We start from the raw sequence: 24,454 nt of genomic DNA, 5'->3' as shown, positions 1-24,454 counted from the left end.
GGAGTCCGTGCCCTGACCTGGTTCGGCTCTCCCTTCCGGACGAAACCCGGGAGGCCGTCCTGGCACGGACGCGGCCGGGACGGTGGCGGCCGTCGCGGTTCACAGCGTGTGCTGGGGCGACGGTTGTGCCACTCCTTCCTCCGGCAGGGGAGACGGAGGCGACGCTGTTCGGGCCAGGTGGCCGACGGCTGACTCCGCCAAGGTGCGGACCGCCGGGTGCCAGGGGCGGTCCTGCGGTCCGGTCAGTACGAGGCGGCGCGAGGTCCGGGGCGCCAGCGGCAGCAGGACCAGGTCAGGCGGGATCAGGGAGCGGGACACCTCCGACAGGACGGTCACGCCGATACCGGCCTGCACCATGCTGATCAGGGTCGCCAGGTCCCGCACCCGGTGGGTGGGGGTGAAGCACAGTCCGGCCAGGCCGTGGATCGTACGGATGCGGGCCTCGCAGCCGTTGGGCGAGATCAGGAACGGGTCGTCCTCCAGGTCGCGGAGGTCGACGAGCGGCTCGTGCGCCAAGGGGTGGTCCCGGGGCAGCAGGGCCCGGTAGGAGTCGACGGCGAGTTGGATGCCGGGACCGGGCGGCGGGTCGATCAGGACGGCGGCATCGGTCGTGCCGTCCGCCAGCCAGCCCGAGACTTCGGCGCTGTCACCCTCGAAGACCCGCACCGTGATCCGCGGCTGGTCCTCGCCCCAGTGCCGGAGCAGGCCGGGGACCAGTCCCTGGCAGACGGTTGGTGTGGCGGCCAGCCGCACGGTGCCGGTCATCGTCTCGTTGGCGTCGGCCGCGATCTGCTCCACGGACCGGGCCGCCGACAACGCGAGGCGGGCGTGCGGCAGGACCCGTTCGCCGAGTGCCGTCGTCCGTGCCGGGGTGGCGCGGACCAGCAGCGGGGCGGCCAGCTCGCGTTCCAGGGAGGCGACGGCGTGTGACACCGCTGACTGGCTCATGCCCAGTTCGGCGGCGGCCGCGCTGAAGCCGCCCGCATCGACGACGGCGAGGAACGCCCTCAACTGGGGGAGGTTCACGGTCATGCAGGGGCCTCATGGGTCTATGACATGTATGCGTTGGATCTATGGTGCCAGGTTGGCGACGCTTGATCCGTGCCGCCGACTCCGGCGGACGTACTCATGCACGAGCCGAGGAGAGCCATGCCGTACATCCGGGTCACCGTCCCCGACCCCGACCTCCCAGCCGACGTCCAGAGCGCCCTCGCCGAAGGTCTGACCCGGCTGGCGGTCTCGGCCCTGCGCAAGTCCAGCGCGCGCACCATCGTCCACATCGATCTGGTCCCGGCCGGCAGCTACTTCATCGGCGGCAGGCCGTTGGCCGGCCACCGCGACGCGCATGTGGAGGTCAGCATCACCATGGGCACGAACAGCGCCGCGGAGAAGGCCGCGTTCATCGCCCGGGCCGGTGAACTGCTGTCGGACACCCTCGGCCCGCTTCCCCGGTCCGGCGTCGCGCTGCACGAACTCCACCCCGAGAGCTACGGCTACAACGGAGTGACCCAGTTCGACTACTACCGCCGGGCCGGGGACGTACCGGCTGTGCCCGCTGCCGGCTGAACCTCCCGGGGGCCGGCCCGAGCCGGGCCGCGACGCGCAGTGCTCGTCCGCACCGCTCCGCTCCGCCCCGCGCTCCGCGACCCGGCCCGCGCCCCGAGGCCTCGGTCAGTCCGTCGCCCCCAGCGCGCGGGCCAGGCCGATCACGTCGTCGGCGACGAGGTCGACCTCGTCGGGCGGATCGACCCGCTCGGCGTCCGGCCCCCACTCCAGCGGACGGGGGACATAGGCGGTCCGGAGCCCGGCCTCGGCCGCCGCTTCGAGGTCGTCAGGGTGGCAGGCCACCATGAGGAGCCGCTGCGGCTCCACCTCGAGCAGCTCGGCGGCCATGAGGTAGACCGCGGGGTCGGGCTTGTAGGACTTGGCCAGCTCGGCCGACAGGATGCAGTCGAAGCGGAGCCCCGCCTGTTTGGTGAGGCGGGCGAGCAGGCCGACTCCACCGTTCGACAGCGTCGCGGTCACCACCCGGCTGTCGTGGAGCAGCTCCAGACCGGGGGCGGCATCGGGCCAGGGGCGCAGACGGTGCCAGGCCTGCACGAGCGCATCCCGTTCGGCCGCGCCGAGATCGTCGAGCCCGTGCTCGGCCAGGACGTCGTCGAGCATGAGCCGGTGCAGAGCGTCCAGCGGCCGGCAGGGCAGCTCTCCGGCCAGGACCCGTTCCAGCACCGGGCGGTAGCGGCGCCGCCAGGCGTCGGCGACCGCTGCCAGTCGGCCCGCAGCCCGGCCCGGCCGCCGATCCCGGCCAGCGCGTCGGCCACACCGGACCGCCAGTCGGTCATCGTCCCGAAAACATCGAACACGGCGGCATCAATTTCCATCGGCTTCCCCGTTCACTCAACTTGTCCTCTTTGTAGGCGACTTGGTGCGATTCCGATCATGCCGCAACTTGCTTCTCCGTACGGTGCGCGTACGGGGAGCGAGCGCCCTCGGCAGTAGGGGGTGTCCGACGGGTGGCGTTTCGGCGCGTGCGTCTTGACCTCAAGTGCACTTGATGCTTGAGAGTCGACGTCCATGACACGTTTTCTGGACCTCGTTCGCCCTGCCGCTGGAACGGCTTTGATGAGCGAATGGCTCACTGGTACTGCCGAGCGTTCACGCACGGCCGCTGACGCTGTGATGGACCAGTGGGCGGCTGCCGAGACGCCCTCAGGACGCCTGGCACAGCACGTCTTCCTGTCCACCGATGGCGCCGGTCTCCTCTTCTATGCGCAGTGGACCAGCGATGAGGATCACCTGGCATGGGCCCGTGCCCACCGCGCCAGGGCCGTCAGCCACATCGACACGCTCGTGCCCGGCATCGAGCGTCCTGGACTCGCTCGAACGCGCCTCACTCGTAGCGTGGTTCACGATGCGGAGCGACCAGCCGGCGTCTTCGTGGTGAGCACGATGGCGGTGGACGATGTGAAAGCCGCCGTCGTGCCGGCGTCGGGCTTGCTCGCGGCGCATGTCCATCTGACATCAGACGGTGAGCGAGCGATGGTCGTCGCCGAATGGACCGACGTCGCCTCTCATGCAGCCGCCACCGCTGATGGAGACAGCTACAAGCGGTACACGCTTTACCATGCGTGATGACCGCCGCTAGTCCCCGGGGACAGGAAACCGTCGCCGCTGTGGTTCCCGCGGCGGGTGTACGCAGGTCTGCCGCCGCTGAACCCCGGTCCGCCGGCAGCCGGCAGTGTGCCGGCTGCCGGCGGACAAGGGGCAGGGCAGATGCCGCCCGCTGTCGGCGGTCAGCCCTAGCCGAGCAGCTTGTTCATCTGGGTGATCTCGGCGTTCTGGGCCTTGATGATGCCGGCGGCCAGCGTCTTCGCCCGGCCGTAGGCGCCCTTGTCCTGTTCGGTGCCCGCCATCTTCACCGCGCCCTGGTGGTGTCCGACCATCATCTGCAGGAAGGACGTGTCGAAGTCCTTGCCGGACTTCTTCCTGAGCGCGTCCATCTCCTTCATGCCCTTCATGCCGGGCATCTCCGAGTGGGCGGAGTGGTCCATGCCGGGCATCTCCTCGGGCACCTGCTCGCCCCAGGCGGTCAGCCACCCGGACATGGTCCTGATCTCCGGGTCCTGGGCCTTCTTGATCTTGTCGGCGAGCTCCTTGACCTGCTGGGACGCGGCTCGGGTCGCGGCCAGGTCGGCCATCTCCACGGCCTGCCGGTGGTGCGGGATCATGCCCTTCGCGAAGGCCACGTCGGCAGCATTGTGCGTACCGGACGGAACCCGGGCGCTCGGCGAGGAGGCGCGCTTCGAGGGGGAGCCGTGCCCGGACTGGTCGCCACTGTCATTGCTGCCGCAGGCAACCAGCACCAGGGCGCAGGCGGCAGTTGAGGCAACGAGGGTGATCCGGCGGCGGAGGGGACAGGTGGGCTTCATGGGTGAACTCCTGAAAAGTGCGGAATCGGAACATGCCGGATGGCGACGCCGCCCCGGAGGGGCACGAGCGCCGTCAGGGTGTTCCTAGATCCGCAGGAGTTGGAGTTCGGCCAGAGAGGGAGGAGCGCGCCCGCCGTCCCGGCGCTTCGGCCCGCCGGCGCCCGCCACGGCCCCGGGCTCAGCGGGGCGGAGGGGAGAAGGGGCCAGGGCAGGGGGCGTCGGAGCCCCTTCGAGGGCGCCGGACGCGCAGGTGGTGTCGGCGTGATGGACGTGTCCGCCCTTGCCGCAGTCGCCGCCGCAGTGACAGTGCGCGTGAGCAGTGGCCGCCACCGTCATCCGGTGTTCGTGCGGGACGGGAGCCGAGGTGATGACGGGGCTGAGGGCGTGCATGCCCAGCAGGCCCGCCAGCAGCGCGAGTACGAAGAGCGCACGACAGCGCCGGGCGGGCGGCGTCGGTACGTACGGGCGGCGGGGCATCACGCCCCCATGGTAGGCAACGGTACGAGGAGTCGGTGCATCAGCCCGGGGTCGGCGACCGCCGCGCAGGACGGCGTCCCGGCACCGGGGCCGGGACGCCGTACCCGAAGAGCGCCTACTTCACGTTGACGCCCGTCCATGCGGCGCCAACCGCCTTGTATTCGGCACTGGTGGTGCCGTACAGGGCGCCCGCCGCCTTCAGGGTCGCGGCGCGCGCGGCCTTGTAGTTGGTGGTGGAGGTCATGTACGTGGTGAGGGCCTTGTACCAGATCTTCTCGGCCTTGGCCCGGCCGATCCCGGTGACCTTGGAGCCGTCCGAGGTGGGGCTGTTGTAGCGGACGCCGTTGATGGTCTTGGCGCCGCTGCCCTCGGACAGCAGGTAGAAGAAGTGGTTGGCGACACCGGACGAGTAGTGCACGTCCTTGTTGCCGACGCCACTGGACCAGTAGTCGGCCGAGGCCCCGTCCTTCGACGGCTTGTCCATGTAGCGCAGCGGGGTGCCGTCGCCGTTGATGTCGATCTTCTCGCCGATGAGGTAGTCGCCCGGGTCCGAGGTGTTCTTGGCGTAGAACTCGGCCGACGTGCCGAAGATGTCGGACGTGGCCTCGTTGAGGCCGCCGGACTCGCCGCTGTAGTTGAGTCCGGCAGTGGCGGCGGTGACGCCGTGGCTCATCTCGTGGGCGGCCACGTCGAGGGAGGTGAGCGGGTGGGCGTTCCCCTCGCCGTCGCCGTAGGTCATGCAGAAGCAGTCGTCGTCCCAGAAGGCGTTGACGTAGTTGCTGCCGTAGTGGACGCGGGAGTAGGCGCCCTTGCCGTCGCCACGGATGCCGTTGCGGCCGAAGGTGTTCTTGTAGAAGTCCCAGGTGACGGCCGCCCCGTAGTGGGCGTCGACACCGGCGGTCTGACGCCCGCCGCCCCATACGTCGTTCGCGTCGGTGAAGAGCGTGCCGGTGCCCGACGTGTTCTGCTTGAGGTCGTAGGTCTTGTGGCCGCCGCGGGCACCGTCGGTGAGCCGGTAGGTCGATCCGCTCTTGGTGGTGGTGAGCGCGACCTTGCCGCTGTAGGTGCTGGTACCGGTGCCGGTCTCGATGGCCTCGTTCTGGAACAGCTTCCGGCCGGTGGCCGCGTCGGTGACGACGTGCAGCTCGCTGGGCGTGCCGTCCTTCTGGACGCCGGTGACGACGGTTTCGTACGCGAGCACCGGCTTGCCCGTAGCGGCCCAGATCACCTTGCGCGGCGCGGCGGAGGCGCTGGTCCCGGTGTTCTTCTTCGCGGCGGCGGCGCTGAGCGCACTCTTCTTCGCGGCGGAGGGGGCGAGCGCGGCAGACGTGCCGGCCACGGATATGGGGGCGTCGGTCGCCTTGGTGACGCTGTGGGTGCCGTTCGCGGCCTCGTGCACCACCAGGTCGCCGCCCAGGACCGGAAGTCCCTCGTAGGTGCGCTCGTACCGGGTGTGGACCGTGCCGTCCGCGTCCTTGACGACGTCCCGCACGACGAGCTTCTCCTGCGCGCCGAGGCCGATCTTCGCGGCGGTGGCGGAGGCGGTGTGCTGCGCTTCCACGAGCGCGGATGCCCGCTGCGCGCTGGAGAGCTGGACCGCCGAGGCACCGGTCGTACGGTCCGGCTGTGCGCTGGCCGAACCGGCCTGGACGCCGACGGCCACCATGGCGGCGGAGGCGACCAGGGCGGCAGCGCGCAGGGTGTTCTTGCGGGGGGTGGACGAGATCCGTCTCAACTCGGTCTCCCTTGTGAGGGCCGCGGATGTGCGGCCCAAGAAGCGGCCGGGCAGCCGAGGGGGCTGCCCGGTGGAGCAGAAGGAGTGAATCGAGGGGAGCGTGCCAGGAGTTGACGCCTTTTGACAGATGTTCAACACAGAAGAAACAACAATTTCACCAATGGAGATGCTTTGTGATGCCTTTCGAGGCATTTGACACCTGGCAACTGGTGTACACGTTGGCGGGTGCGGGCGCCGTGCCGGTCATGGTGTCGGTGTCGGCAGTGGCGAGTGCCGGGAGAGCTTCGGGGCGGCGGGCGTGAGGGGAGAAGCGGCCGGCCGGAACGCTGCTCCCCTCCGGGGTCAGCAGGCGCCGAGGTCCTGCCAGACGCCCGAGCCGCCGGTGGAGGGCGTCTCGCCCTGTGTCCACCACTTGGCCCTCCAGGTATGACCGTTGTACGAGGCCGTGTCGCCGCCCACATAGACGGTGCCGGCGCTGTAGGCGGCCGCCGTGCAGCCGCCGTTGCCGGGCGGAGTGGTGGGGGGAGTGGTGGGTGGGGTGGCCCCGGCGAACTTCACCGAGTACTTGGTGAAGTCGTAGGCGCTCTGCGGAACGCTGCTGCAGGTGCCGGACGTCCGGCCGTTGTTGTCCGGCGGGGAACACTGCCGGTCCCGGTTGACGGACCAGTTCGTGAAGCGCGCCATGTGGTGGGCGGTCGCGAAGTCCAGCACCGTCTGGAAGTCGGTCTGGGTGAAGTACTCACCGGTGTCGCTGCGGCCGTTCATCTGCGAGATGCCCTCGTGGGCGTACGCGGTGGCCTCGTCCCAGCCGAAGGTGGACCGCAGCAGGGAGTTGAACTTGGTGAGCGCGGCGGTCTGGGAAGCCGCACCGTTGAAGCCGCCGTCGAAGGGCATGATGGAGAAGTTGTCCGGGGTGAAGGACTGGGACTTGGCCTCGTCGAGCATCTGCTTGCCGAACCAGCCGGTGCCGTCGGCGGTGCCGGCCGTGGTGATGGAGAGGTAGATACCGGGGTTCTTCTGCTGGAGGATCTTGGCGGCCCCGATTTCGTTGTGGATGGCGGCGGCGTTCTCGTACTCCGGTTCCTCCAGGTCGAAGTCGAGTGCCTTGAGGCCGTACTTGTCGACGACCTGCTGGTACGCGGCGGCTGTCGCCTCGGGGGTGGCGCAGGTCTGTCCGAGCTTGGTGCCGCCGTACCCGCCGACGGAGGCGGAGACATCTCCGCCCTTGGCGCGGATCGCGGCTATCACGCCGGCCACCGCGGTGTCCGAGCCCACCGGGCTGGTGCCGTCCCAAGTCGGCGCACAGCCACCGCCGTTCGGCGCCAGGACGAAGGCGAGCTGGAAGGCCTTCAGGCCGGTGGCGTCCATCACCGCCGAGGCGTCCGGCGGGTTGTTGTCGAGCGGCATGAGATACGGCGCCGCGGCGTACCAGTTGCTGCCCAGGGACTGCGGGGCCGCGGCGCCCTTGCCGTCGTCGCCGGCGAGAGCCGTACCGGCCGCGGCGAGCCCGAGGCAGGCCGCCGTGACGACGGCGGCGAATGTTCTGACGTGACGAGGTGACACATGCCCTCCCGCGAAGCGGAGTTGTGTGGGAGTTGGTCCAGACCAATTGCCCATAGGGTGGCCGCGCACCAGGGGTGCGTCAATGCTTTGGACTGGACCAGTACTCAACTCGCTGTGAGGTGATGACGGTGGTGACGGTCATCGCGGCTTGCGCCTGGGGCTGGGCCTGTCGCAGACCCGGGACCCGAACCTGACGCCCGCGCCCCGGGCCAGGTGCGCCTCGGCGATGCGGTGTCGTCCACCCCCGTGGGATCCGCTGGGCGGCGTGTTCCCTTGCTGGTTCTTGGTGCGGCAGGATCTGTTACAGGAGGCCGGTGTTGCCGTTCCGGAAGGGGGTGGGTCTCGGTGCCGTCCGCCATCGGCAGCGCGGAAATGGTGAGAGGGCTGCAGGAGAGAGCGGCCAGGGCCCTTCCGGCCGAGCGGGTCAAGGATGCGGGAGGGTGGCGGCTGCGCCATGCTCCCGGCTGTTCCTGGTGGGCGGGGACGGTGCTGCCGCATGGTGAGGCCGGGCCGGACGCCTTGCTGCGCAGGGTCGTGGCGGCGGAGGAGTTCTACGCCGGTCAGGGCGCGGTCACGCGGTTCCAGATCAGTCCCGGGGCGTGTCCGGAGCATCTCGACAGGCTTTTGGCGGGGCGTGGCTATCGCCGCCGGAGCCCGATGTCGTTGCGGGTGGCAACCACCGCCCGTGTTCTGGAGCGGGAGCCGACAGGGCCGCTGCGGGTTCGCTGGGACGACCGTCCGACACGCGCATGGTTCGGCCTCTGGCGCGCCGTGCATGACCGGGACGGGGACGCGTCCGCCCAGTGGGGCATGCTCGATCGCGTGGAGCGGCCCAGCGTCTACGCCCGCGCGATGTCAGGGGACGACGTGGTCGCGGTGGGCCGCGCGGTCGCCGATGCCGGCTGGGCGGGAGTGTTCGGTATGGCCACGCTTCCCGAGGCGCGTGGGAGGGGTGCGGCGCACAGCGTACTCGCGGCCCTGGCCGATTGGGCCGGCGTACACGGAGCCGACCGCATGTATCTCCAGGTGGAACGCGACAACGTCCCTGCCCTCCGGCTGTACGAGCGAGCGGGCTTCATCGAGGTGTGCGGTTACCACTACCGCACCGCCAGGTGAGCCGGCCGCCGGTGTCCGGGCGGGCCGTCCTTCAGCCGGGCGGTTCAGCCGTCGGCGCGCCGGTCGTCGACGCTCGGGCGCCCACCGGCGCTCACACCGCCACCATCACGGCGTAGGCGATGAAGAACGCGGCGCAGAGCACGACGATGATGGCGAGGATGATGACGGGGCCTTTGGCCCAGCCCCTGGTCTGGTTGTCGCGGGGACCGGTCTCCGCGCCGGTGCTGCCCTCGCCCGGCGGGGTCTCCCCGGGCGGTACCCCGACTCCAGGGGCGATACCGGGCGAGCGGCGTGGATCCTGATCGGAATATTGAGAGCCCATACCAGTAGCTTGCCCCGTTTTGTCCGAAATAAATGACGGGCGGTGCTACTCCGGGCGCAGGGGCCCGGACGCGCTGAGGCGGCCAGGGTGGTCGGGCCCGTGTGCTGCGGCCGGCCTCGTTCCGCACAGGGCGGGCGCGGGTCAGCGGTCGGCGATGTCCTCGCGGAGGCCGTCGGAGAACTCCCACCACGACAGGGGGAGCCAGTCGCCGTGGATGAATGCATCGACAGTCGCACCCCGACCGCGGACGGTAACCGTCGTTCCGGGCGGGTACGAGGTGCCGGACAGGCCGAGCACCGGGACGAGCAGGGTCCCGAGCCGCTGTGCTGCCACGAGTCGCCCTCCCTCTTTCGTTTCTCGGTGCGACATTGCGATACCCAAAGTGGTGGATATCCGTTCACACATTACTGGCTTGCCGCATCCGGTAGACCGGAGAATCATGAGGGATAGGTCACGTCGACACGGGGGGAATTCTGCGTGCAATCCGCAGAGCGGGAGGTGGCAGCACATGAAAGCCGTCGTCTACAAAGGGCCGTACTCCGTGGAGATCGAGGATGTCGCCAAGCCCGGCATCCAGCACCCCAACGAGGTGGTCGTCAGGGTCACCTCCACTGCGATCTGCGGCTCGGACCTGCACATGTACGAAGGGCGCACGGCGGCGGAGCCGGGCATCGTCTTCGGTCACGAGAACATGGGGATCATCGAGAAACTCGGTCCGGGCGTCACCTCACTCAAGGAGGGCGACCGTGTGGTCATGCCCTTCAATGTCGCCTGCGGGTTCTGCACCAATTGCCTCGAGGGATACACCGGATTCTGTCAGACCGTCAATCCGGGATTTGCGGGCGGCGCCTACGGATATGTCTCCATGGGACCCTGGGCGGGCGGCCAGGCCGAATATCTTCGCGTTCCCTACGCCGACTTCAACTGCCTGAAGCTGCCACCGGGAAACGAGCACGAGAGCGACTTCATGCTGCTCGCCGACATCTTCCCGACCGGCTATCACGGCTGTGAACTCGCCCAGGTACGCCCGGGCGAGAGCGTCGCGGTGTACGGCGGCGGGCCGGTGGGGCTCATGGCCGCCTACTCCGCTCTCCTGCGCGGGGCGAGCAAGGTCTTCGTCGTCGACCGGATTCCCGAGCGGCTGGAGAAGGCCCGGGAAATCGGCGCGGTCCCGGTCAACTTCGCCGAGGGCGACCCGGTGCAGCAGATCAAGGACCAGACGAACGGCGCCGGCACCGACAAGGGCGTGGACGCCGTCGGCTATCAGGCCATGGCGCACGGCGGGGCCCGCGAGGAACCGGCGACCGTCCTGAACTCGCTCGTCGAGACGGTGCGGGCCACCGGCGCCCTCGGCGTGCCGGGCTTGTACGTCCCGGCCGATCCGGGTGGCCCTGACGAGCAGGCCAAGAAGGGCATGCTCCTCGTATCGATCGGCAAGCTCTTCGAGAAGGGCCTGCGGATGGGCACGGGGCAGTGCAACGTGAAGCGTTACAACCGCCGTCTGCGCGACATGATCATCGAGGGCCGGGCGAAGCCGAGCTTCGTCGTCTCGCATGAACTGCCTCTTGACCAGGCACCTTCGGCGTACGACAAGTTCGACAAGCGCATCGAGGGCTATACGAAGGTGGTCCTGCATCCGTAGACCTGCCGACACCGTGCGGCGGACCTGACACCACTGTGCGGCTCCGCCGACGCGGGCGGCCAACCCGTGGTCGCCCACCGCGCCCCCGGTCAGGTGCCGCGGTGTCGTCTGCGGACCGCTCTTTCGGCATTGTCTGAAGGAAGGATGACGGGGTACGCGTGCTCCACCGATCGAAGGAAGGGTGGAGACCGTGTCCGAGTCGTACGAGTTGAGTGTCGAAGTGAACGTCACCGAGCCCGAGGTGGCAGTGGTGACCGTGTCGGGGGATCTCGACGGTGAGACCGGCACCTCACTCCACCACCAGCTGGCCAATCAGATCGTGCACGGCCGGCGGTATCTCGTGCTGGACCTGCGGGCCGTGCCGTTCATGGACTCCTCGGGGCTGAACATCATCATCCGCGCGTCCAACGAGGCCAAGCGCCTCGACGGGAGCCTGCACCTGGCGGCGGTGTCCGATGTCGTGCTGCGCCTGCTCGACCTGACCGGGATCAGTGTGACCACCCCGGTCCACGCGAGCCCGGAGGACGCCCTCGCCGTGATCGCGGCCCAGCGCGCGACGAAGGAGCCCGGCCGGGCGGAAAGCACCCGCACCGCGTAGAGCCGACCTTGTCCGCCACTCCATGGCCGCGGGGCGGCGGCTGCCGCCCGGGCCTGCTGTGCCGTGGGCTCCGGTACGTCAGTGCCCCAGGAAGGTGCTGGCGAGAACGACGTGGACGGTGGTGCCGCCGAGGATGCTCAGCAGGGCGTTGCGGCGCCACAGGTGAAGCCCGACGGTGACGGCCAGGGCTGTCAGCGGGGCGAGGCCGCTGATGTCGGTCACGGGGACGTCGCGCAGGCAGTAGGCGAGCAGGAGCACCATCACGCCGACGGGCATACGGGTGCTGAGGTATCGGACGGTGCTGCTGGCGCGCAGTGGGGCGAGGGCGACGAACGGCAGGGCGCGCAGGGCCCAGGTGACGGCAGTGGACACGGCGACTGCCGCGATCAGGTAGGGGGTGTCAGGCACGGCGGGACCTCTTTCGGGCGGTGAAATGCCGGACCAGGAGAGCGGCGGTGAACAGGGCGAAGGCGGCCAGGAGCATCTGGTGGGGGAAGGCGAGGCGGGCGACCAGTGCGCTGAGCAGGGCGAGGACGGGGGTGGGCAGGTCGCCGCGCCGCTCCCGGAGGGCGTCGAGGGCCAGGACGGTGAACAACGCGGTCAGCGCGAAGTCCAGGCCGGTGACGCCGTCGGGGATGAAGGAGCCGAGCAGACCCCCGGCGGTTGCGCCCCCTGCCCAGTACAGGTGCATGAACAACTGGAGCCAGAGGATGCGGCGGCCGGGCCAGGAGCGGGCCTGCTCGCTCGTCGTCAGGGCGTATGCCTCGTCGGTGAGGGCGAAGGTGCTGTAGGACTTGGCGAAACGCCCGCTGACGCGGTGCAAGGGGAACGACAGGGTGTAGAAGACGTGCCGGACGTTGACCAGGAGCGCCGTCAGGGCAACTGTTCCCAGCGGTGCGACGGCGGCGACCAGGCCGACGAGCAGGAACTCGAAGGATCCGGCGTAGATGAGCGCGGCGAAGGCGCTCGCCCACCACCAGGCGAGGCCGGACTGTGTGACGAACACGCCGAAGGCGAGACCGAGCGGCACCAGCCCCAGGCCCACGGACAGGGAGTCCTTGAACGCGGCCGGCACAGCGGGGGTGGGGCGCTGCGCAGGGGTTGATGGTGCGGGGGCCCGGCGAGGAGGCTCGGCGGTAACGGACGGACGTATTCCCATACACGAAACGGTAGAACAGAATCGACCTTATATGGTTGCCGATAATGGCTCTATGCTCTCTCTATGAGCAATGAAATGTATTCGGACGAGATCGATCGTGAAATTTTGTTTCACCTGCGACAGGACGGTCGCCTCACCAACGTCGAACTCGCCAAACGGGTGGGCCTGACACCCCCGCCGTGCCTGCGCCGGGTCAAGAGGCTGGAAGAGGCCGGGATCATCACCGGGTACCGGGCCGTCATCGACCCCACCGCTCTCGGCCGCGGGCTGGAGGTCCTCATCGATGTCGAGGTCAGCGCCACCGATCGCAAGACCTTCGAGGAGTTCGAGGAGACCGTGGCGTCCTACGAGGAAGTCATCGAGTTCCGCCGCATGTTCGGCCGGCCCGACTACTTCATCCGCGTCGCCGTCGCCGACCACGCCGCCTACGAAGCCTTCCTCACCGGCAAGCTCAGCGGCCTGCCCTGTGTCCTCCGCCTCGAATCCCATCTGACCATGAAGGAAATCAAGACCCTCTCCTGACCGGGGACCCGGCCGGAACGATGCGGCGCGCCCTGCCCCCTCGCCGGCCCGGGCCTGGCGACTGCGCCCGGCCTTCGAAGCGCTGACGAGCAGTTCACGTTCCCGTCCCGGGGCTCGGGCGGCTTCCGTGTGCACCCTGTGACGACGTGTCAATCACATGACGCAGACGCGGAGATGAAAGGCAGCGACCGAACTCCGCCCGCAAGAGGGCCGCCTTCTCAGCATCTGAGAGCGCTCCTTTGCTCCGTAGATCATCTGTGCTTATGATCAGGGCCCGCTCACCAGCGGATACGCGTCACGCAAACCGAGGGGCCCGGCCCTTCGCATTCCGCGTGCCTGGAGCGTGAGCGCAGACCATGCGCCCCCTTCCGGCTTTCTGTTCTGGCATATCCCGCCGCTTCACATGAACAATTCATGGCGCCAGGGTGTCCGTTGTTCAGCCTCACCCCACTCACCCCGTGAATGCTTGACGACTGCTCAAGTGACGTCTGTTGCACGACACTCGGCTGTCGTGATGCCTGACCGTCAGCAAGTCCCTGACCTGCTGAACGAAGGGGCGGGCAGTCCACCGTACGGCGTCGTACGTGCTGGACCCCTCTCCGCTGCGGCACCCGCACGGGGCCCTTCCTGAAGCGACACCACGAAGAGATAGCCAGAATTGATGACTCAGCTCGCAGAAATACCCGTCCCCCCGCCCTCCTCGGAGCCCATGACGGGCGCCCAGTCCCTCGTCCGTTCCCTTGAAGCCGTGGGCGTCGATACGGCGTTCGGCATCCCGGGCGGAGCGATCACCCCGGCGTACGACGCCCTCATGGATTCGACGCAGGTGCGGCACATTCTGGTGCGGCACGAGCAGGGGGCGGGCCACGCGGCGACCGGCTACGCGCAGTCGACCGGCAAGGTCGGCGTCTGCATGGCGACAAGCGGTCCGGGAGCCACCAACCTGGTCACCCCCATCGCCGACGCCTATATGGACTCGGTTCCTCTGGTGGCGATCACCGGACAGGTGGTGAGTTCGTCGATCGGTACGGATGCCTTTCAGGAAGCCGATATCTGCGGCATCACGATGCCGATAACCAAGCACAGCTTCCTGGTCACCGACCCGGACGACATCCCCCGCGCGATCTCCGAGGCCTTTCACCTCGCCTCCACCGGGCGGCCCGGGCCGGTCCTGGTCGACATCACCAAGGACGCACTGCAGAAGGACACCGTCTTCCGCTGGCCGGCGGAACACCGGCTCCCCGGCTACTCTCCCGTCACCAAGCCGAGCGGCAAGCAGATCCAGCGAGCTGCCCGGCTGATCGCCGAAGCCAAACGCCCGGTGCTCTACGTCGGCGGCGGTGTGCTCAAGGCACGGGCCACCGACGAGCTGAAAGCCCTGGCGGAACTCACCGGGGCTCCCGTCACCACCACCCTCATGGGCATCGGAGCCTTCCCCGACAGCCACCCGCAGCACCTGGGCATGCCCGGTATGCACGGGACGGTCGCGGCGGTGACGGCGCTCCAGCGGGCCGATCTGATCGTCGCCCTGGGGGCACGGTTCGACGACCGGGTCACCGGCAAGCTGGACAGCTTCGCGCCGAACGCCACGGTCGTGCACGCCGACATCGATCCCGCCGAGATCGGCAAGAACCGGGTCGCGGACGTGCCGATCGTCGGAGACGCCCGTGAGGTGCTGACCGATCTCATCGGCGCCGTCCGGGACGAACGCGAGAGCACGGAGGCCGCCTGTGACTACGCGGCCTGGTGGGAGCAGCTCGAGGGCTGGCGCACGACCTACCCGCTGGGCTACGAGCCGGCCCCCGAGGGCGGGCTCTCGCCCCAGCAGGTCATCCAGCGCATCGGCCAACTGACCGGCGAGAACACGATCTTCTCGGCCGGCGTCGGCCAACACCAGATGTGGGCCTCGCAGTTCATCGCCTACGAGAGGCCCTACAGCTGGCTCAACTCCGGCGGCGCGGGCACGATGGGCTACGCCGTCCCGGCCGCGATGGGCGCCAAGGCGGGCATGCCGGAGGCCACGGTCTGGGCGATCGACGGCGACGGCTGCTTCCAGATGACCAACCAGGAACTGGTCACCTGCGCGCTGAACAACATCCCGATCAAGGTCGCCATCATCAACAACGGCGTGCTGGGCATGGTCCGCCAGTGGCAGAGCCTGTTCTACGGGCAGCGGTACTCCAACACCGTCCTGCACGCCGGTGAGAAGGCCGAGGGCGGGGCCGGCGGCGGCACCCGCATCCCGGACTTCCTCAAGCTCGCCGAGGCCATGGGCTGCTACGGGCTGCGCTGCGAGTCGCCCGACCAGCTCGACGCCACGATCGAGAAGGCGATGTCTCTCAACGACGCGCCTGTCGTCATCGACTTCATCGTCCACGAGGACGCCATGGTCTGGCCCATGGTCGCCGCCGGCACCTCCAACGACGAGATCATGGCCGCCCGCGATGTCCGTCCCGACTTCGGTGACGACGAGGAGTAGAGAACCCATGTCGAAGCACACACTCTCCGTCCGCGTCGAGAACAAGGCCGGTGCCCTCACCCGGATCGCCGGACTCTTCTCCCGTCGGGGATTCAACATCGAATCGCTGTCGGTGGGTCCGGCCGATGAACCCGATACCTCCCAGATGACGATCGTCGTCGATGTCGAGGAGCGCCCACTGGAGCAGGTCGTCCAGCAGCTCAACAAGCTGGTGAGCGTCATATCCATCCAGGAGCAGAGCGTGTGAGCAAGCCGTGAGGGGCCGGCCGACGAAAGCCCGGAACCTCGAATCGGGAGATGCGCCGGTCGATTGACGTCGGTCGCCCGCACCCCCGTCGATGTCGCGTGGCTCGGCCGGCCTCCGGCCACCCCGACTCGGCCCGCCGCCCGGGCACGGCTGAGACATGCCGGGTCCGGGCCGACCCGCCCGCGCCCTGCGGTATCCAACCCACCGCGCCGGAGGGCCCGATGACGCGGGTTGAGGGAATCCTCTGTACCGACGCCGTGGGAAACGGCTCCGTGACCGCCGGCCTCCTGCGGAGACCGCCGACGGTCGTGAAGGTCGAGTGGAGGAGAACCACACCCGATGCCTACTACTGCTATTCAGCCCCCGCCGGCCAGTCAGCGAGCCCCGCAGGTGCCGGCACGATCAGAGCACAACGGCCCGGTGATACTGAGCGTTTCAGCGAGAGAATTGTCCGGCTGTCGCTTCCTGGTCTCGCCGCTCTTGGAGGTGCTCGCGGCGGGCGAAGCCTTGTGCGGACAGTACCCGGCCCTGCATGGCTGGCGCCGACGCATCCTGAAGACCGGACACCGACACGCACTCCACTTCCCCCAGGACGTCGTCCAGCACTGGATCCGTTTGGTGGCAGGGCAGTTGCTCTGCCAGCAAGGTGCATCGACAAGCCGTCAGGAGGTCGACTTCTCGGCCCTCGGGCCGCTGGAGGAACCGGTCCGTGCGTTCTTCCAGGAGTGCCTCGTCAGTGACTGGTCACGGATCAGAACCGCGCTGGAGTCCGACATCGCGCTACGTGCCCACAACCTGGCCGCGTGCGGCGTCCGGCAGGTCGTGGGCAACGTGCCCGGCCTCACCCTGCGCGAGGTTCGAGGTGAGCCGGCAGGTGCCGAGCGGGGGCTGATCCTGGTGCCCTCGGTCTTTCAGCGGACGAGTGTGCTTCTGACGAGCGAATTAGGCTCAGTGATCACGTACCCGGCATCCGGACATCGCCGGCTCCGGGACGAAAGCGAGGCGGTCGCCGCTCCCCGGCTCGGCGCGCTGCTCGGCCGCGGTCGCGCTGCCGCACTCCTCAACATAGGCACCGGCTGCGGGACCACCGAACTGGCGGACCGCCTCGGCGTCAGCGCGGGTACCGCTTCCGTGCACGTGACCGCTCTGCGCAACGGCGGCCTGGTTGCCACACATCGCTTCGGCAAAGCGGTCAAACACGTCCTGACTCCCGTCGGTTCGGCACTCATCATTGCGCACATCACCGCGGAGCCGAATATTCCACCTCAGATGTTCTGGTGAGCTGAAAAGGCTCGGGGAGTTCCTTCTTCCCGGCCCGTATCCGGCGAGTTCGCCCCGGCCCTTCCCTTGGTCCGCCCCGTGCCCGAGGGCTCGAATCTGCTCCCAATTCAAAGAAACAGTCATGGACGGAACCATGGGGGTCCCGTCGGCGTCGGGGCGTCAACTGTCGCTCCAGGCAAGCAATCGAGCGGGAAATGTTCACCTGAGTGAAGGTTTTGACTCTGCCTCAAATACATGGACAGGGCGGAAAGGGGAGAGTTCACTGCCCTCTTGTAGCGGAACTCAAGATCCGGCTATGCATCGAATGAGATAGCCACCTCCGCTATCGGCGAGGGAATTCACAAGGAGTGCACATGACCGTTGAAGCTGCCATCGGGACCAACTGGACCATCAGTCCGGAGTTCGTGTTCACGGATGCGGAGCGCGAAGCCCTGGAGTCTTCGCTCGACAGCATCACCGCGAATCCCTATCGCCTCTACGATGCCCATCGTTTCCAGGTGGGCCAACTCATCGCCTCCGGGGCGGTACCGGAGCGATTCCGTGCCTATGTCGACTCGCTGGCAACCCGGGACCGTACCGCCGAGCCGGTAGTGGTCCTGAAGAACGTCCCTTACGACCACGACGTCCCCGTGTTCGACTTCGATCAGCCGGTGCGCTCCAAGTACGAGCTGAAGAAGACGTTCATAGCCGAGGGGTTCCTCGCGCTGTTCGCCCTGCTCGCGAACACGCCGGCGATCGGTTACGTCAACGTCAACGACGGCGATGTCTTCCAGGACATCTACCCGCAGCGACGCCTGCAGGAGAGCCAGTCGCAAAAGGCGCTCAAGCAGATCCATTTCCACAAGGACCTGGCCAATCACTTCGTACGGCCCGACCAGGTGTACATGGTGGGGATGCGCAGCAACCCGGTGAACGAGGTCTACACCTCCTTCGTCCGGAACATCGACGTCATCGCTTCCTTCACCGAGGAGGAGCTGACGCTGCTGCGCTCTCCCGAGTTCTACACCCCCTTTGACGACCTGAGCACCATGGGCGGCGGAAGGGTGCAGCTCGGCGAGGCGGACATGCATCCGATCATCGGCGGCCGGGGCCCGGAAGACCTGCGGTTCTTCGAGAACCGGACGGTGGGGGTCACCGACGCCGCCAAGGCCATCGTCCCCAAGGTCGCCGCAACCCTGCACGCCCTCAAGCAGCGGGTCTTCATCGAGCCCGGCGACTTTGTGATCACGTACAACAACCACACGATCCACGCCAAGGAGGTCGTCAACGTCGGCGATCCCGAGGCGCTGCAGAGCCGTTGGATCATCAAGACGGTGAACGTGGACGACATGACGCCGCACCAGGAGCACCTGGTGCCCGGCACCGACCACCTGATCAACGGCTGACCGGCTGCTTGACGAACTGCCCGGATGACGATCGGGGGAATCCCCGTATCTGCGGTCGCGCCCCCGCCCTCTCGTAGGGCGGGGCACGACAGCATCGGTGAACCGTGAAATGCCTGCCGCGGCTTCCGTCAATCCTCGGGCGCCGTTCGAGGCGAGCGGGCGCCAGGAGGAAGAACTCCATGATGGTTTTCGGCCATGCCCGGGTTGGTAGTTGATGCGTTCGGCCGACGGGCCGGATGCACCGTCAGCGATCGAGTGCGAGCAGCCTGTGATCCGAGCCACCTACGATTGATCTTCCTCGCGGCAGACTGCTAGCGTCTGAGGCTCGCAGGCTCAAAATGGCTTGCGCGCTGGGGGCGCAGAAGGTCATCACCCGGAAAGCCGTCCCGCACATTTCTTTCCTGCCGTGGCACGGCACAACGACAATTTTCGAGTCGGCTGCCCGGTATCCGCACCATTTCGTGGACGGCGCCGCATTCCTGATCGACGGTCAGCCACAACCCGAGAGAAGATCGAGAACCGAATGTCGCTGGCAGCAAGTCGGCCGAAGATGACGTCGCGCACCCGCGGTGTCGTGGCCACCGCGTACCTGAGCCTGTTCATGGTGTCCGCGGACAATTCCATCATCAATACCGCGGTCCCCCGAATATCGGCGTCACTGGGGGCGAGCACGCCGGCCGTACAGTTCGCCATCGACGCGTACATGCTGGTCTTCGCCTCATCGTTGATCATCGCGGGCAGTGCCGTCGACCGTATGGGGGCGCGCCGTTCCTACGCCGTGGGCGTCAGCCTGTTCACGGCCGCCTCGCTGCTGGGAGCCTTCGCACCCTCGGTGCCCGCCTTGGTGCTGTCCCGCGCCGGCATGGGCATCGGAGCGGCGTTCATCGTGCCGAGCATCTTCGGCCTGTTCGCCACGGAACTGACCGACAGCGGCAGGCGGCGGGTGCTGGCGCTGTGGCCGGCCGTCGTGGGCCTCGGCGTGGCCATCGGCCCGGTGCTGGGCGGCCTGCTGCTGACCCGGTTCTGGTACGGATCGATCTTCCTGATCAACGTGCCGGTCGGAGTGATCGCCCTGATCGGCGCCGCCACCCTCATCGAGCGCAGAGACCCCGCGCCCACCAGGGCGCGCCCGGACCTCGCCGGAGCGGTGTTGCTGCTGACCGGTGTCGCGGTGTTCGCCTCGGCGATCATCTTCGCCGTCGACGACCGGCTCCCCGCCTGGCTGCGGCTCGGCCTGGGCGCCGTCGGCCTGCTCGCGCTGATCGGGTACACCGTCCATGAACGGCGCACCGACCGGCCGCTGTTCGACCTCGGCTACTTTCGGGTGCGGGCGTTCACCGGAGCCGTCGTGGCCATGTCGGGTCTGTTCTTCGCCCTGTTCGGCACGGTGTTCCTGGCCGGTCAGTTCACCCAGTACGGCTTGGGCTGGAGCCCCTTCCAGGCCGGTGCCGGTCTGCTGCCACTCGCGGTGGGGCTGACCGTCGCCTCCCTGTCCTGCGCCGCGATCACCGCGCGGACCGGGGCCAGGGTCGCCGTGGCGATCGGGCTCGGCCTCGGCGCCGTCGGCTGCGCACTCTGCGCGATGGCGGCCGCGGATCTGCGGTACCCGTTGCTGGCCGCGGGACTGCTGTGCTGCGGACTCGGCATGGGGCTGTCCGTCGGCCCCGCCCTGACACTGATCGTCTCCAGTCTGCGAGCGGACGACGCCGGCGTCGGGTCCTCCGTGAACGCCATGTTCCAGCAGATCTGCGGCGCCGGCGGCGTTGCCGTGATGGGCCTGGTGTTCTCGGCGGGCTACGGGGCGCGGATCGACTCGGTGCCCGGTCTGCCGACTGCGGCCCGATCGGTCACCGAGGGCTATGACCTGCTCGCCCATGGCTCCCGCCGGGCCATGGCGCATTTCGCCGACGGAGTGAGCTCCGGCCTGCTCGCCGCCTGGATCACCGGCGCGGTGGTGGCGGCCGTCGCCACGATCACCGTCCTGGTGATCCTGCCCGCCACCACCCCGAGTGCCTCCGCCACCCCCAGTTCACGAAAGGTGAACGCCTGATGACTTCGGAAACCGGCGCCATGCTCTACGACGCGATCGCCGGGCATGCGACCGAACGCCCCCAGAAGACCGCGCTGTCCCGTGGCGACGACAGGCTGACCTACCGTGAACTCGCGGAGGCCGCCGACGCTTTGGCCACGCGGCTGCGCGGGCTCGGCGTCGCGGCGGAGAGCGTGGTGGTCATCGACCTGCCGGTCGGCTTCGACACCATCGTCGCGATGGCCGCGGTCAGCAGGGTCGGCGCCGCCTTCACCCTGCTGGAGCCGGATCTGCCGGACACCCGAAAGCAACTGATCATCGACGACTGCCGCCCGGCCGCGCTGATCACGGAGTCGGGCCCCGCGCCCGGGCCGCGGCCGGGACCGCCGCTCGACGAACGGCTGGTCCGGCGCACCTCGCCCGCCGCGTACGTCGCCTACACCTCGGGGTCGACGGGTGTGCCCAAGGGCGCTGTCCTGGAGCAGGCCGCGCTGGAGAACCACGTACGGCGCACCATCGACTGGTACGGCCTGACCTCGGCCGACACCCGGCTGCTCTTCTCCTCGATCGCCTTCGACCTCGCGCTCGAGCAGATCTGCACCTCGATGGTCGTCGGAGCGGAACTCGTCTTCCGGGACGAGTCGTTCGTGTACGGCGGGGCCGACGACTTCCTCCATCACTGCCGACGGCTCGGCATCACCGTGCTGAGCCTGCCGACCGGCGTGTTCAACAGGTTCGGCGCCGAGCTGGCCGAGTCGGCCGGCCCTGCCGCGCCGGACCTGCGGCTGGTGATGGCCGGCGGCGAGGCGCCGACCCAGGCCGCAGTGGCCGCCTGGGCGAACGTCGCGCCGGGGGGCACCCGCGTGGTGAACGGGTACGGCCCGACCGAGACGGCCGTCGTCGTCTGCTATCGGGACCTGCTGCCCGGCGACGCCATCGCGATCGGTGCGCCGATCGATGATGTCCGGTTCCGGCTGGAACCGCTCGGTGAAGAGGGGAACGCGACCGAACTGGTCGTCCAGGGCGTCGCGGTCGGGCGTGGCTACCTGGGGCACGCGGCGTCGTCCTCGGCGTTCTGCCTGCTCGACGGGGAGTGGTCCTACCGCACCGGCGATGTGGCCACCGCAAGGCCCGACGGCGGCTACGACCTGCACGGCCGCTTCGACGCACAGGTCAAGGTCCACGGCGGGTTCCGGGTGGAACTCGGTGAGATCGTCTCCCGGCTGCTGTCCCTCGACTTCGTCGTCGACGCGGTGGTCGTGCCGTTCGACGGCGCAGGCAGCCGCCTGCTGGCCGCGTTCGTCCGGCTCGACAAGAGCTGCGCGCCGGAACTCGATCCCGAAGCGGTGATCGTGCGGGGAGTCGCGTCCGCGCTGCCCGATTACATGGTGCCCTCGCGGGTCACCGTGCTGGACGAGTTCCCGCTGACGTCGCGCGGCAAGGTCGATCAGGCGGCGCTGCTCGACCAGGCACAGGACCGGCCGAGCACGAACGCCGAGGAGGACGCCGACCCGACGGACGTGACCGCACAGCTGCGGCTGGCATGGCGACAGGTCCTGGGCAGTCCGCCCCAGGACGAGTCCGCGAGTTTCTTCGCGGTCGGCGGCAACTCGGTCCGGGCGATCGAGCTGATCACCCAGGTGCGCCGCCGGCTGGACGTGCAACTGCGCGCCGCCGAGCTCTACCGGACACCCGGTTTCGGCGCTCTGGCCCGCCTCCTCGTCGACCGCCGGGAGGGGATACCGACCGCGCACCACACCACCGGCACCACCCTCGTGCGGATGCGTCCGGCGGGCCAGGACAGGCTGTGGGTCTTCCTCCCGCCGCTGTCCGGAGCGGTCACCCGGTATGCGTCGCTGTCCAGGCTGCTGCCCGCCGACGACACCGTCTGGGCCATGGAGACCCCGCCCGAGCTGTCCGGCAAGGGCATGGCGCCGCTCGCCGACGGGCTCGCCGAGGTGCTGCTGGCCAACGACGTCGACCGGTTCGGCACCATCTGTGTGTCCGGCTTCTCGCTGGGCGGGGTGTTCGGCTACGAGGTCGCCCGACGCCTGCGCGACAGCTGCGGCGACGCGGTGCGTGCCCTGCTCATCGACCCGCCGGACCCCGGCGCCCACCGTGTGAGGGTGCAGGACGCCTTCGACATCTTCGTCCGTGTCGGCTGGTCGATTCCCGTCCCCGCGCAGCGGTTCGTGGACGAGAACGGCGGGTTCGACCTGGCCGCGGTCACCGAGGCGGCCAAGGACGCGGGGACCCTGTCGCGGGATGCCGGCCGGCAGGAGATCGAGGACGCCTGGGCGGTGTACGAATCGAATGCGCGGGTGCTCGACGGGCTGGTGCTGAGCCCGCCCGACGGCCTGTCGGTGCGCATCCTGCAGGGCGACACCGGTGGCGAGATCGACTACGCCCGCCGCGGACCGACCGCCGTCGCGGTCGACGGCGACCAGCCGTGGACGGGCGGACGCGCCATCGGCCAGTGGCGGGACATCCTGCCGGACGACGCCGTGGACCGCCTGCCGGTCGATCACTTCGCGCTGCTCGAATCACCCAACGACGAACTGGTCCGGGACTGGCTCGACGCCCGAGCACAGCGCTGAACCGCACCCCGTGGGGCCGCACGTGGCATGAGCCGTCGGCCCCACGGGGTGTCTGTCGTCGAGCGAGGAGATGCCGCGGACGGCGTTGCCGCGCTCGCACCCGGCGCGGCCCGCGGGACAACACCACGGTCGCTGAAGGGAATTGCCTTGCGGGGCCGCTGCCTCAACCGGTAGAACTCGGCATCGGCAGGACAGTTCGTGCGTCACGGAACGCACCGAGCACGAAAGGAGGGCAGGCCGATGATCCGCAAGTCCCTCAGGCGCCGGCCCTCCCGGGCGGCCTGAACCGCTGACCCGGGGCGGCCCGGACGCCATCCTCCAGGAGCGCGTCGTGACCGCAGCAGTATCGCAGCACCCTCTCGGCCTGACGGTCCGCCCGATCACCGGGCCGGACGAGGTCGAGCTGTTCAACCAGCTTCCTTATGCCTTCAACCATGAGATCGCCGACGACCTCCGCACCGGTCGCCGCCGCCCCGAGTGGCTCTGGGTCGCCCTGCACGAGGGGCGGACCGTGGCCCGGGCCGGCTGGTGGTGCCGCCTAGGCGATGAACGGCCCTTCCTCCTCGACGTCCTCGACTGCGCCGAAGGCCACGAGGCCGCGGGCCGCCGACTGCTGGGGACGGCCCTGGGTGCCGTCGTCGCCGAGGGGGCGAAGCCGCCGCAGTACGTACGGCTCGTCCCCGGGGACTGGCGGGCGGACCCGGCGGTACGGCCGGGCATCGACGCCCTGATCGCGCTGGTCGAGGGCCAGGGGGCCACGCCCTTCGTGGAGCGCCTGCGTTTCCAGTGGAACCCGGGCACGCCTCTCGCTGCCCCGGACCCGCGGCTGGCGTTCCGGGCGGTCGCCGGCCGCGAGGAACTGGTCGGCCTGATGACCGAGGTCCTCGACGGCACGCTGGACGCGCACAGCCTCCGGGACCTGATGACCATGACGCCTCGTCAGGCCGCGGAGGAGCAGTACCAGGACGAGATGGAGAAGTACTCCACTCCCCGTGACTGGTGGCGCGTCGCCGTCCTCCCCGACGGCGAGCCGGTGGGCTTCGTCATCGCGGCGAAGAACAGCTATCACGCGATCATCGCCTACATCGGCATCCGCCGCGCCCACCGCGGCCACGGCTATATCGACGCGCTGCTCGCGGAGGGCACCCGCATCCTCGCCACAGCCGGCGTCCCGCGCATCCGCGCCACGACGGACCTGGGCAACACGCCCATGGCGGCGGCCTTCGCGCGGGCTGGCTATGTGAATGTCGAGCGCGAGATCCACTACGACTGGACCTGACCAACCCTGCGGGGCCGGGTGAGCCGGGCGACGGTACCGAACCCGTTCGGACCGAGACGTCCGGGCCGGGACCAGCACGTCCGGGCCGGACCGG

At 69.0% G+C, this 24,454-nt stretch carries 22 protein-coding genes and 1 pseudogene; 13 read left to right on the top strand and 10 right to left on the bottom strand.

Features of this window, described 5'->3' with window-relative positions:
- Positions 1–99: 99 nt before the first annotated feature.
- Positions 100–1,032: a LysR family transcriptional regulator gene (locus Scani_RS17050; RefSeq protein ID WP_159476652.1), complete on the bottom strand. Its 933-nt coding sequence runs from the start codon at positions 1,030–1,032 to the stop codon at positions 100–102.
- A gap of 117 nt (positions 1,033–1,149) precedes the next feature.
- Here Scani_RS17050 and Scani_RS17045 point away from each other — a divergent pair, with 117 nt between their 5' ends.
- Entirely contained in the window at positions 1,150–1,566 is a 417-nt protein-coding gene (locus Scani_RS17045) for a tautomerase family protein (RefSeq protein ID WP_159476649.1), read from the top strand.
- Between the two features lie 105 nt (positions 1,567–1,671).
- Here the strand turns inward: Scani_RS17045 and Scani_RS17040 are convergent, their stop codons facing one another.
- The gene (locus Scani_RS17040; RefSeq protein ID WP_246295940.1) at positions 1,672–2,229 is read right to left on the bottom strand and encodes an HAD-IA family hydrolase; all 558 of its coding nucleotides are present in this window, start codon (positions 2,227–2,229) and stop codon (positions 1,672–1,674) included.
- A 345-nt stretch (positions 2,230–2,574) separates the two neighbouring features.
- Between Scani_RS17040 and Scani_RS17035 the strand changes: the two genes are divergently transcribed.
- Positions 2,575–3,132: a hypothetical protein gene (locus tag Scani_RS17035; RefSeq protein WP_218039198.1), complete on the top strand. Its 558-nt coding sequence runs from the start codon at positions 2,575–2,577 to the stop codon at positions 3,130–3,132.
- A 167-nt stretch (positions 3,133–3,299) separates the two neighbouring features.
- Here Scani_RS17035 and Scani_RS17030 read toward each other — a convergent pair whose 3' ends face one another.
- From Scani_RS17030 to Scani_RS17015, 4 genes are all read right to left on the bottom strand, one after another.
- Entirely contained in the window at positions 3,300–3,929 is a 630-nt protein-coding gene (locus Scani_RS17030; protein WP_159476643.1) for a DUF305 domain-containing protein, read from the bottom strand.
- 84 nt (positions 3,930–4,013) lie between these two features.
- The gene (locus Scani_RS17025; RefSeq protein WP_159482176.1) at positions 4,014–4,406 is read right to left on the bottom strand and encodes a DUF6153 family protein; all 393 of its coding nucleotides are present in this window, start codon (positions 4,404–4,406) and stop codon (positions 4,014–4,016) included.
- Positions 4,407–4,521: 115 nt separating this feature from the next.
- The gene (locus Scani_RS17020) at positions 4,522–6,072 is read right to left on the bottom strand and encodes a M4 family metallopeptidase (RefSeq protein ID WP_371872430.1); all 1,551 of its coding nucleotides are present in this window, start codon (positions 6,070–6,072) and stop codon (positions 4,522–4,524) included.
- Positions 6,073–6,483: 411 nt separating this feature from the next.
- Complete coding sequence (locus tag Scani_RS17015; protein ID WP_159476637.1) at positions 6,484–7,704, bottom strand: carbohydrate-binding protein; 1,221 nt, start codon at positions 7,702–7,704, stop codon at positions 6,484–6,486.
- A gap of 345 nt (positions 7,705–8,049) precedes the next feature.
- Between Scani_RS17015 and Scani_RS17010 the strand changes: the two genes are divergently transcribed.
- Positions 8,050–8,820: a GNAT family N-acetyltransferase gene (locus tag Scani_RS17010; RefSeq protein WP_246295939.1), complete on the top strand. Its 771-nt coding sequence runs from the start codon at positions 8,050–8,052 to the stop codon at positions 8,818–8,820.
- A gap of 91 nt (positions 8,821–8,911) precedes the next feature.
- On the opposite strand, the gene Scani_RS17005 is transcribed toward Scani_RS17010, so the two are convergent.
- Positions 8,912–9,142 carry a DUF6480 family protein gene (locus Scani_RS17005; RefSeq protein ID WP_159476634.1) on the bottom strand — a complete coding sequence of 77 codons (231 nt, stop codon included), beginning with the start codon at positions 9,140–9,142 and terminating at the stop codon, positions 8,912–8,914.
- Positions 9,143–9,283: 141 nt separating this feature from the next.
- Positions 9,284–9,475 (bottom strand): hypothetical protein, encoded by a 192-nt coding sequence (locus tag Scani_RS17000; protein ID WP_159476631.1) that lies wholly within the window; start codon positions 9,473–9,475, stop codon positions 9,284–9,286.
- A 175-nt stretch (positions 9,476–9,650) separates the two neighbouring features.
- Here Scani_RS17000 and Scani_RS16995 point away from each other — a divergent pair, with 175 nt between their 5' ends.
- Both Scani_RS16995 and Scani_RS16990 read left to right on the top strand, forming a co-directional pair.
- Positions 9,651–10,784, top strand: coding sequence for a glutathione-independent formaldehyde dehydrogenase (locus tag Scani_RS16995; RefSeq protein WP_159476628.1), 1,134 nt, complete (start codon positions 9,651–9,653; stop codon positions 10,782–10,784).
- A 190-nt stretch (positions 10,785–10,974) separates the two neighbouring features.
- On the top strand, positions 10,975–11,382 hold the full coding sequence (locus Scani_RS16990; RefSeq protein ID WP_159476625.1) for an STAS domain-containing protein: 408 nt from the start codon (positions 10,975–10,977) through the stop codon (positions 11,380–11,382).
- Between the two features lie 78 nt (positions 11,383–11,460).
- On the opposite strand, the gene Scani_RS16985 is transcribed toward Scani_RS16990, so the two are convergent.
- Both Scani_RS16985 and Scani_RS16980 read right to left on the bottom strand, forming a co-directional pair.
- A complete protein-coding gene (locus tag Scani_RS16985; protein ID WP_159476623.1) occupies positions 11,461–11,790 on the bottom strand; it encodes a branched-chain amino acid transporter permease in 330 nt (109 codons plus the stop codon).
- On the bottom strand, positions 11,783–12,427 hold the full coding sequence (locus Scani_RS16980; RefSeq protein ID WP_246296394.1) for an AzlC family ABC transporter permease: 645 nt from the start codon (positions 12,425–12,427) through the stop codon (positions 11,783–11,785). The genes Scani_RS16985 and Scani_RS16980 overlap by 8 nt, the downstream gene beginning before the upstream one ends.
- A gap of 177 nt (positions 12,428–12,604) precedes the next feature.
- Between Scani_RS16980 and Scani_RS16975 the strand changes: the two genes are divergently transcribed.
- From Scani_RS16975 to Scani_RS16940, 8 genes and pseudogenes are all read left to right on the top strand, one after another.
- Positions 12,605–13,063, top strand: a complete 459-nt coding sequence (locus Scani_RS16975; RefSeq protein ID WP_159476617.1) for an Lrp/AsnC family transcriptional regulator — start codon at positions 12,605–12,607, stop codon at positions 13,061–13,063.
- A 661-nt stretch (positions 13,064–13,724) separates the two neighbouring features.
- Complete coding sequence (locus Scani_RS16970) at positions 13,725–15,542, top strand: acetolactate synthase large subunit (protein ID WP_371872352.1); 1,818 nt, start codon at positions 13,725–13,727, stop codon at positions 15,540–15,542.
- A gap of 7 nt (positions 15,543–15,549) precedes the next feature.
- Positions 15,550–15,777: pseudogene (ilvN, locus tag Scani_RS16965) on the top strand (acetolactate synthase small subunit); the annotation flags it as partial.
- 432 nt (positions 15,778–16,209) lie between these two features.
- Positions 16,210–17,070, top strand: coding sequence for a winged helix-turn-helix domain-containing protein (locus tag Scani_RS16960; RefSeq protein WP_159476612.1), 861 nt, complete (start codon positions 16,210–16,212; stop codon positions 17,068–17,070).
- 353 nt (positions 17,071–17,423) lie between these two features.
- Entirely contained in the window at positions 17,424–18,455 is a 1,032-nt protein-coding gene (locus Scani_RS16955) for a hypothetical protein (protein WP_159476609.1), read from the top strand.
- Between the two features lie 550 nt (positions 18,456–19,005).
- Complete coding sequence (locus Scani_RS16950) at positions 19,006–20,505, top strand: MFS transporter (protein WP_159476607.1); 1,500 nt, start codon at positions 19,006–19,008, stop codon at positions 20,503–20,505.
- Positions 20,505–23,081, top strand: a complete 2,577-nt coding sequence (locus Scani_RS16945; RefSeq protein ID WP_159476603.1) for an AMP-binding protein — start codon at positions 20,505–20,507, stop codon at positions 23,079–23,081. The genes Scani_RS16950 and Scani_RS16945 overlap by 1 nt, the downstream gene beginning before the upstream one ends.
- Positions 23,082–23,412: 331 nt before the next feature.
- Positions 23,413–24,360 carry a GNAT family N-acetyltransferase gene (locus Scani_RS16940; protein WP_159476600.1) on the top strand — a complete coding sequence of 316 codons (948 nt, stop codon included), beginning with the start codon at positions 23,413–23,415 and terminating at the stop codon, positions 24,358–24,360.
- Positions 24,361–24,454: the final 94 nt, after the last annotated feature.

The sequence above is a fragment of the Streptomyces caniferus genome, assembly GCF_009811555.1.
Lineage (GTDB): Bacteria > Actinomycetota > Actinomycetes > Streptomycetales > Streptomycetaceae > Streptomyces > Streptomyces caniferus.
The sequence above is the reverse complement of the archived record's forward strand: the minus strand, read 5'-3'. Positions and strand labels throughout refer to the sequence as shown.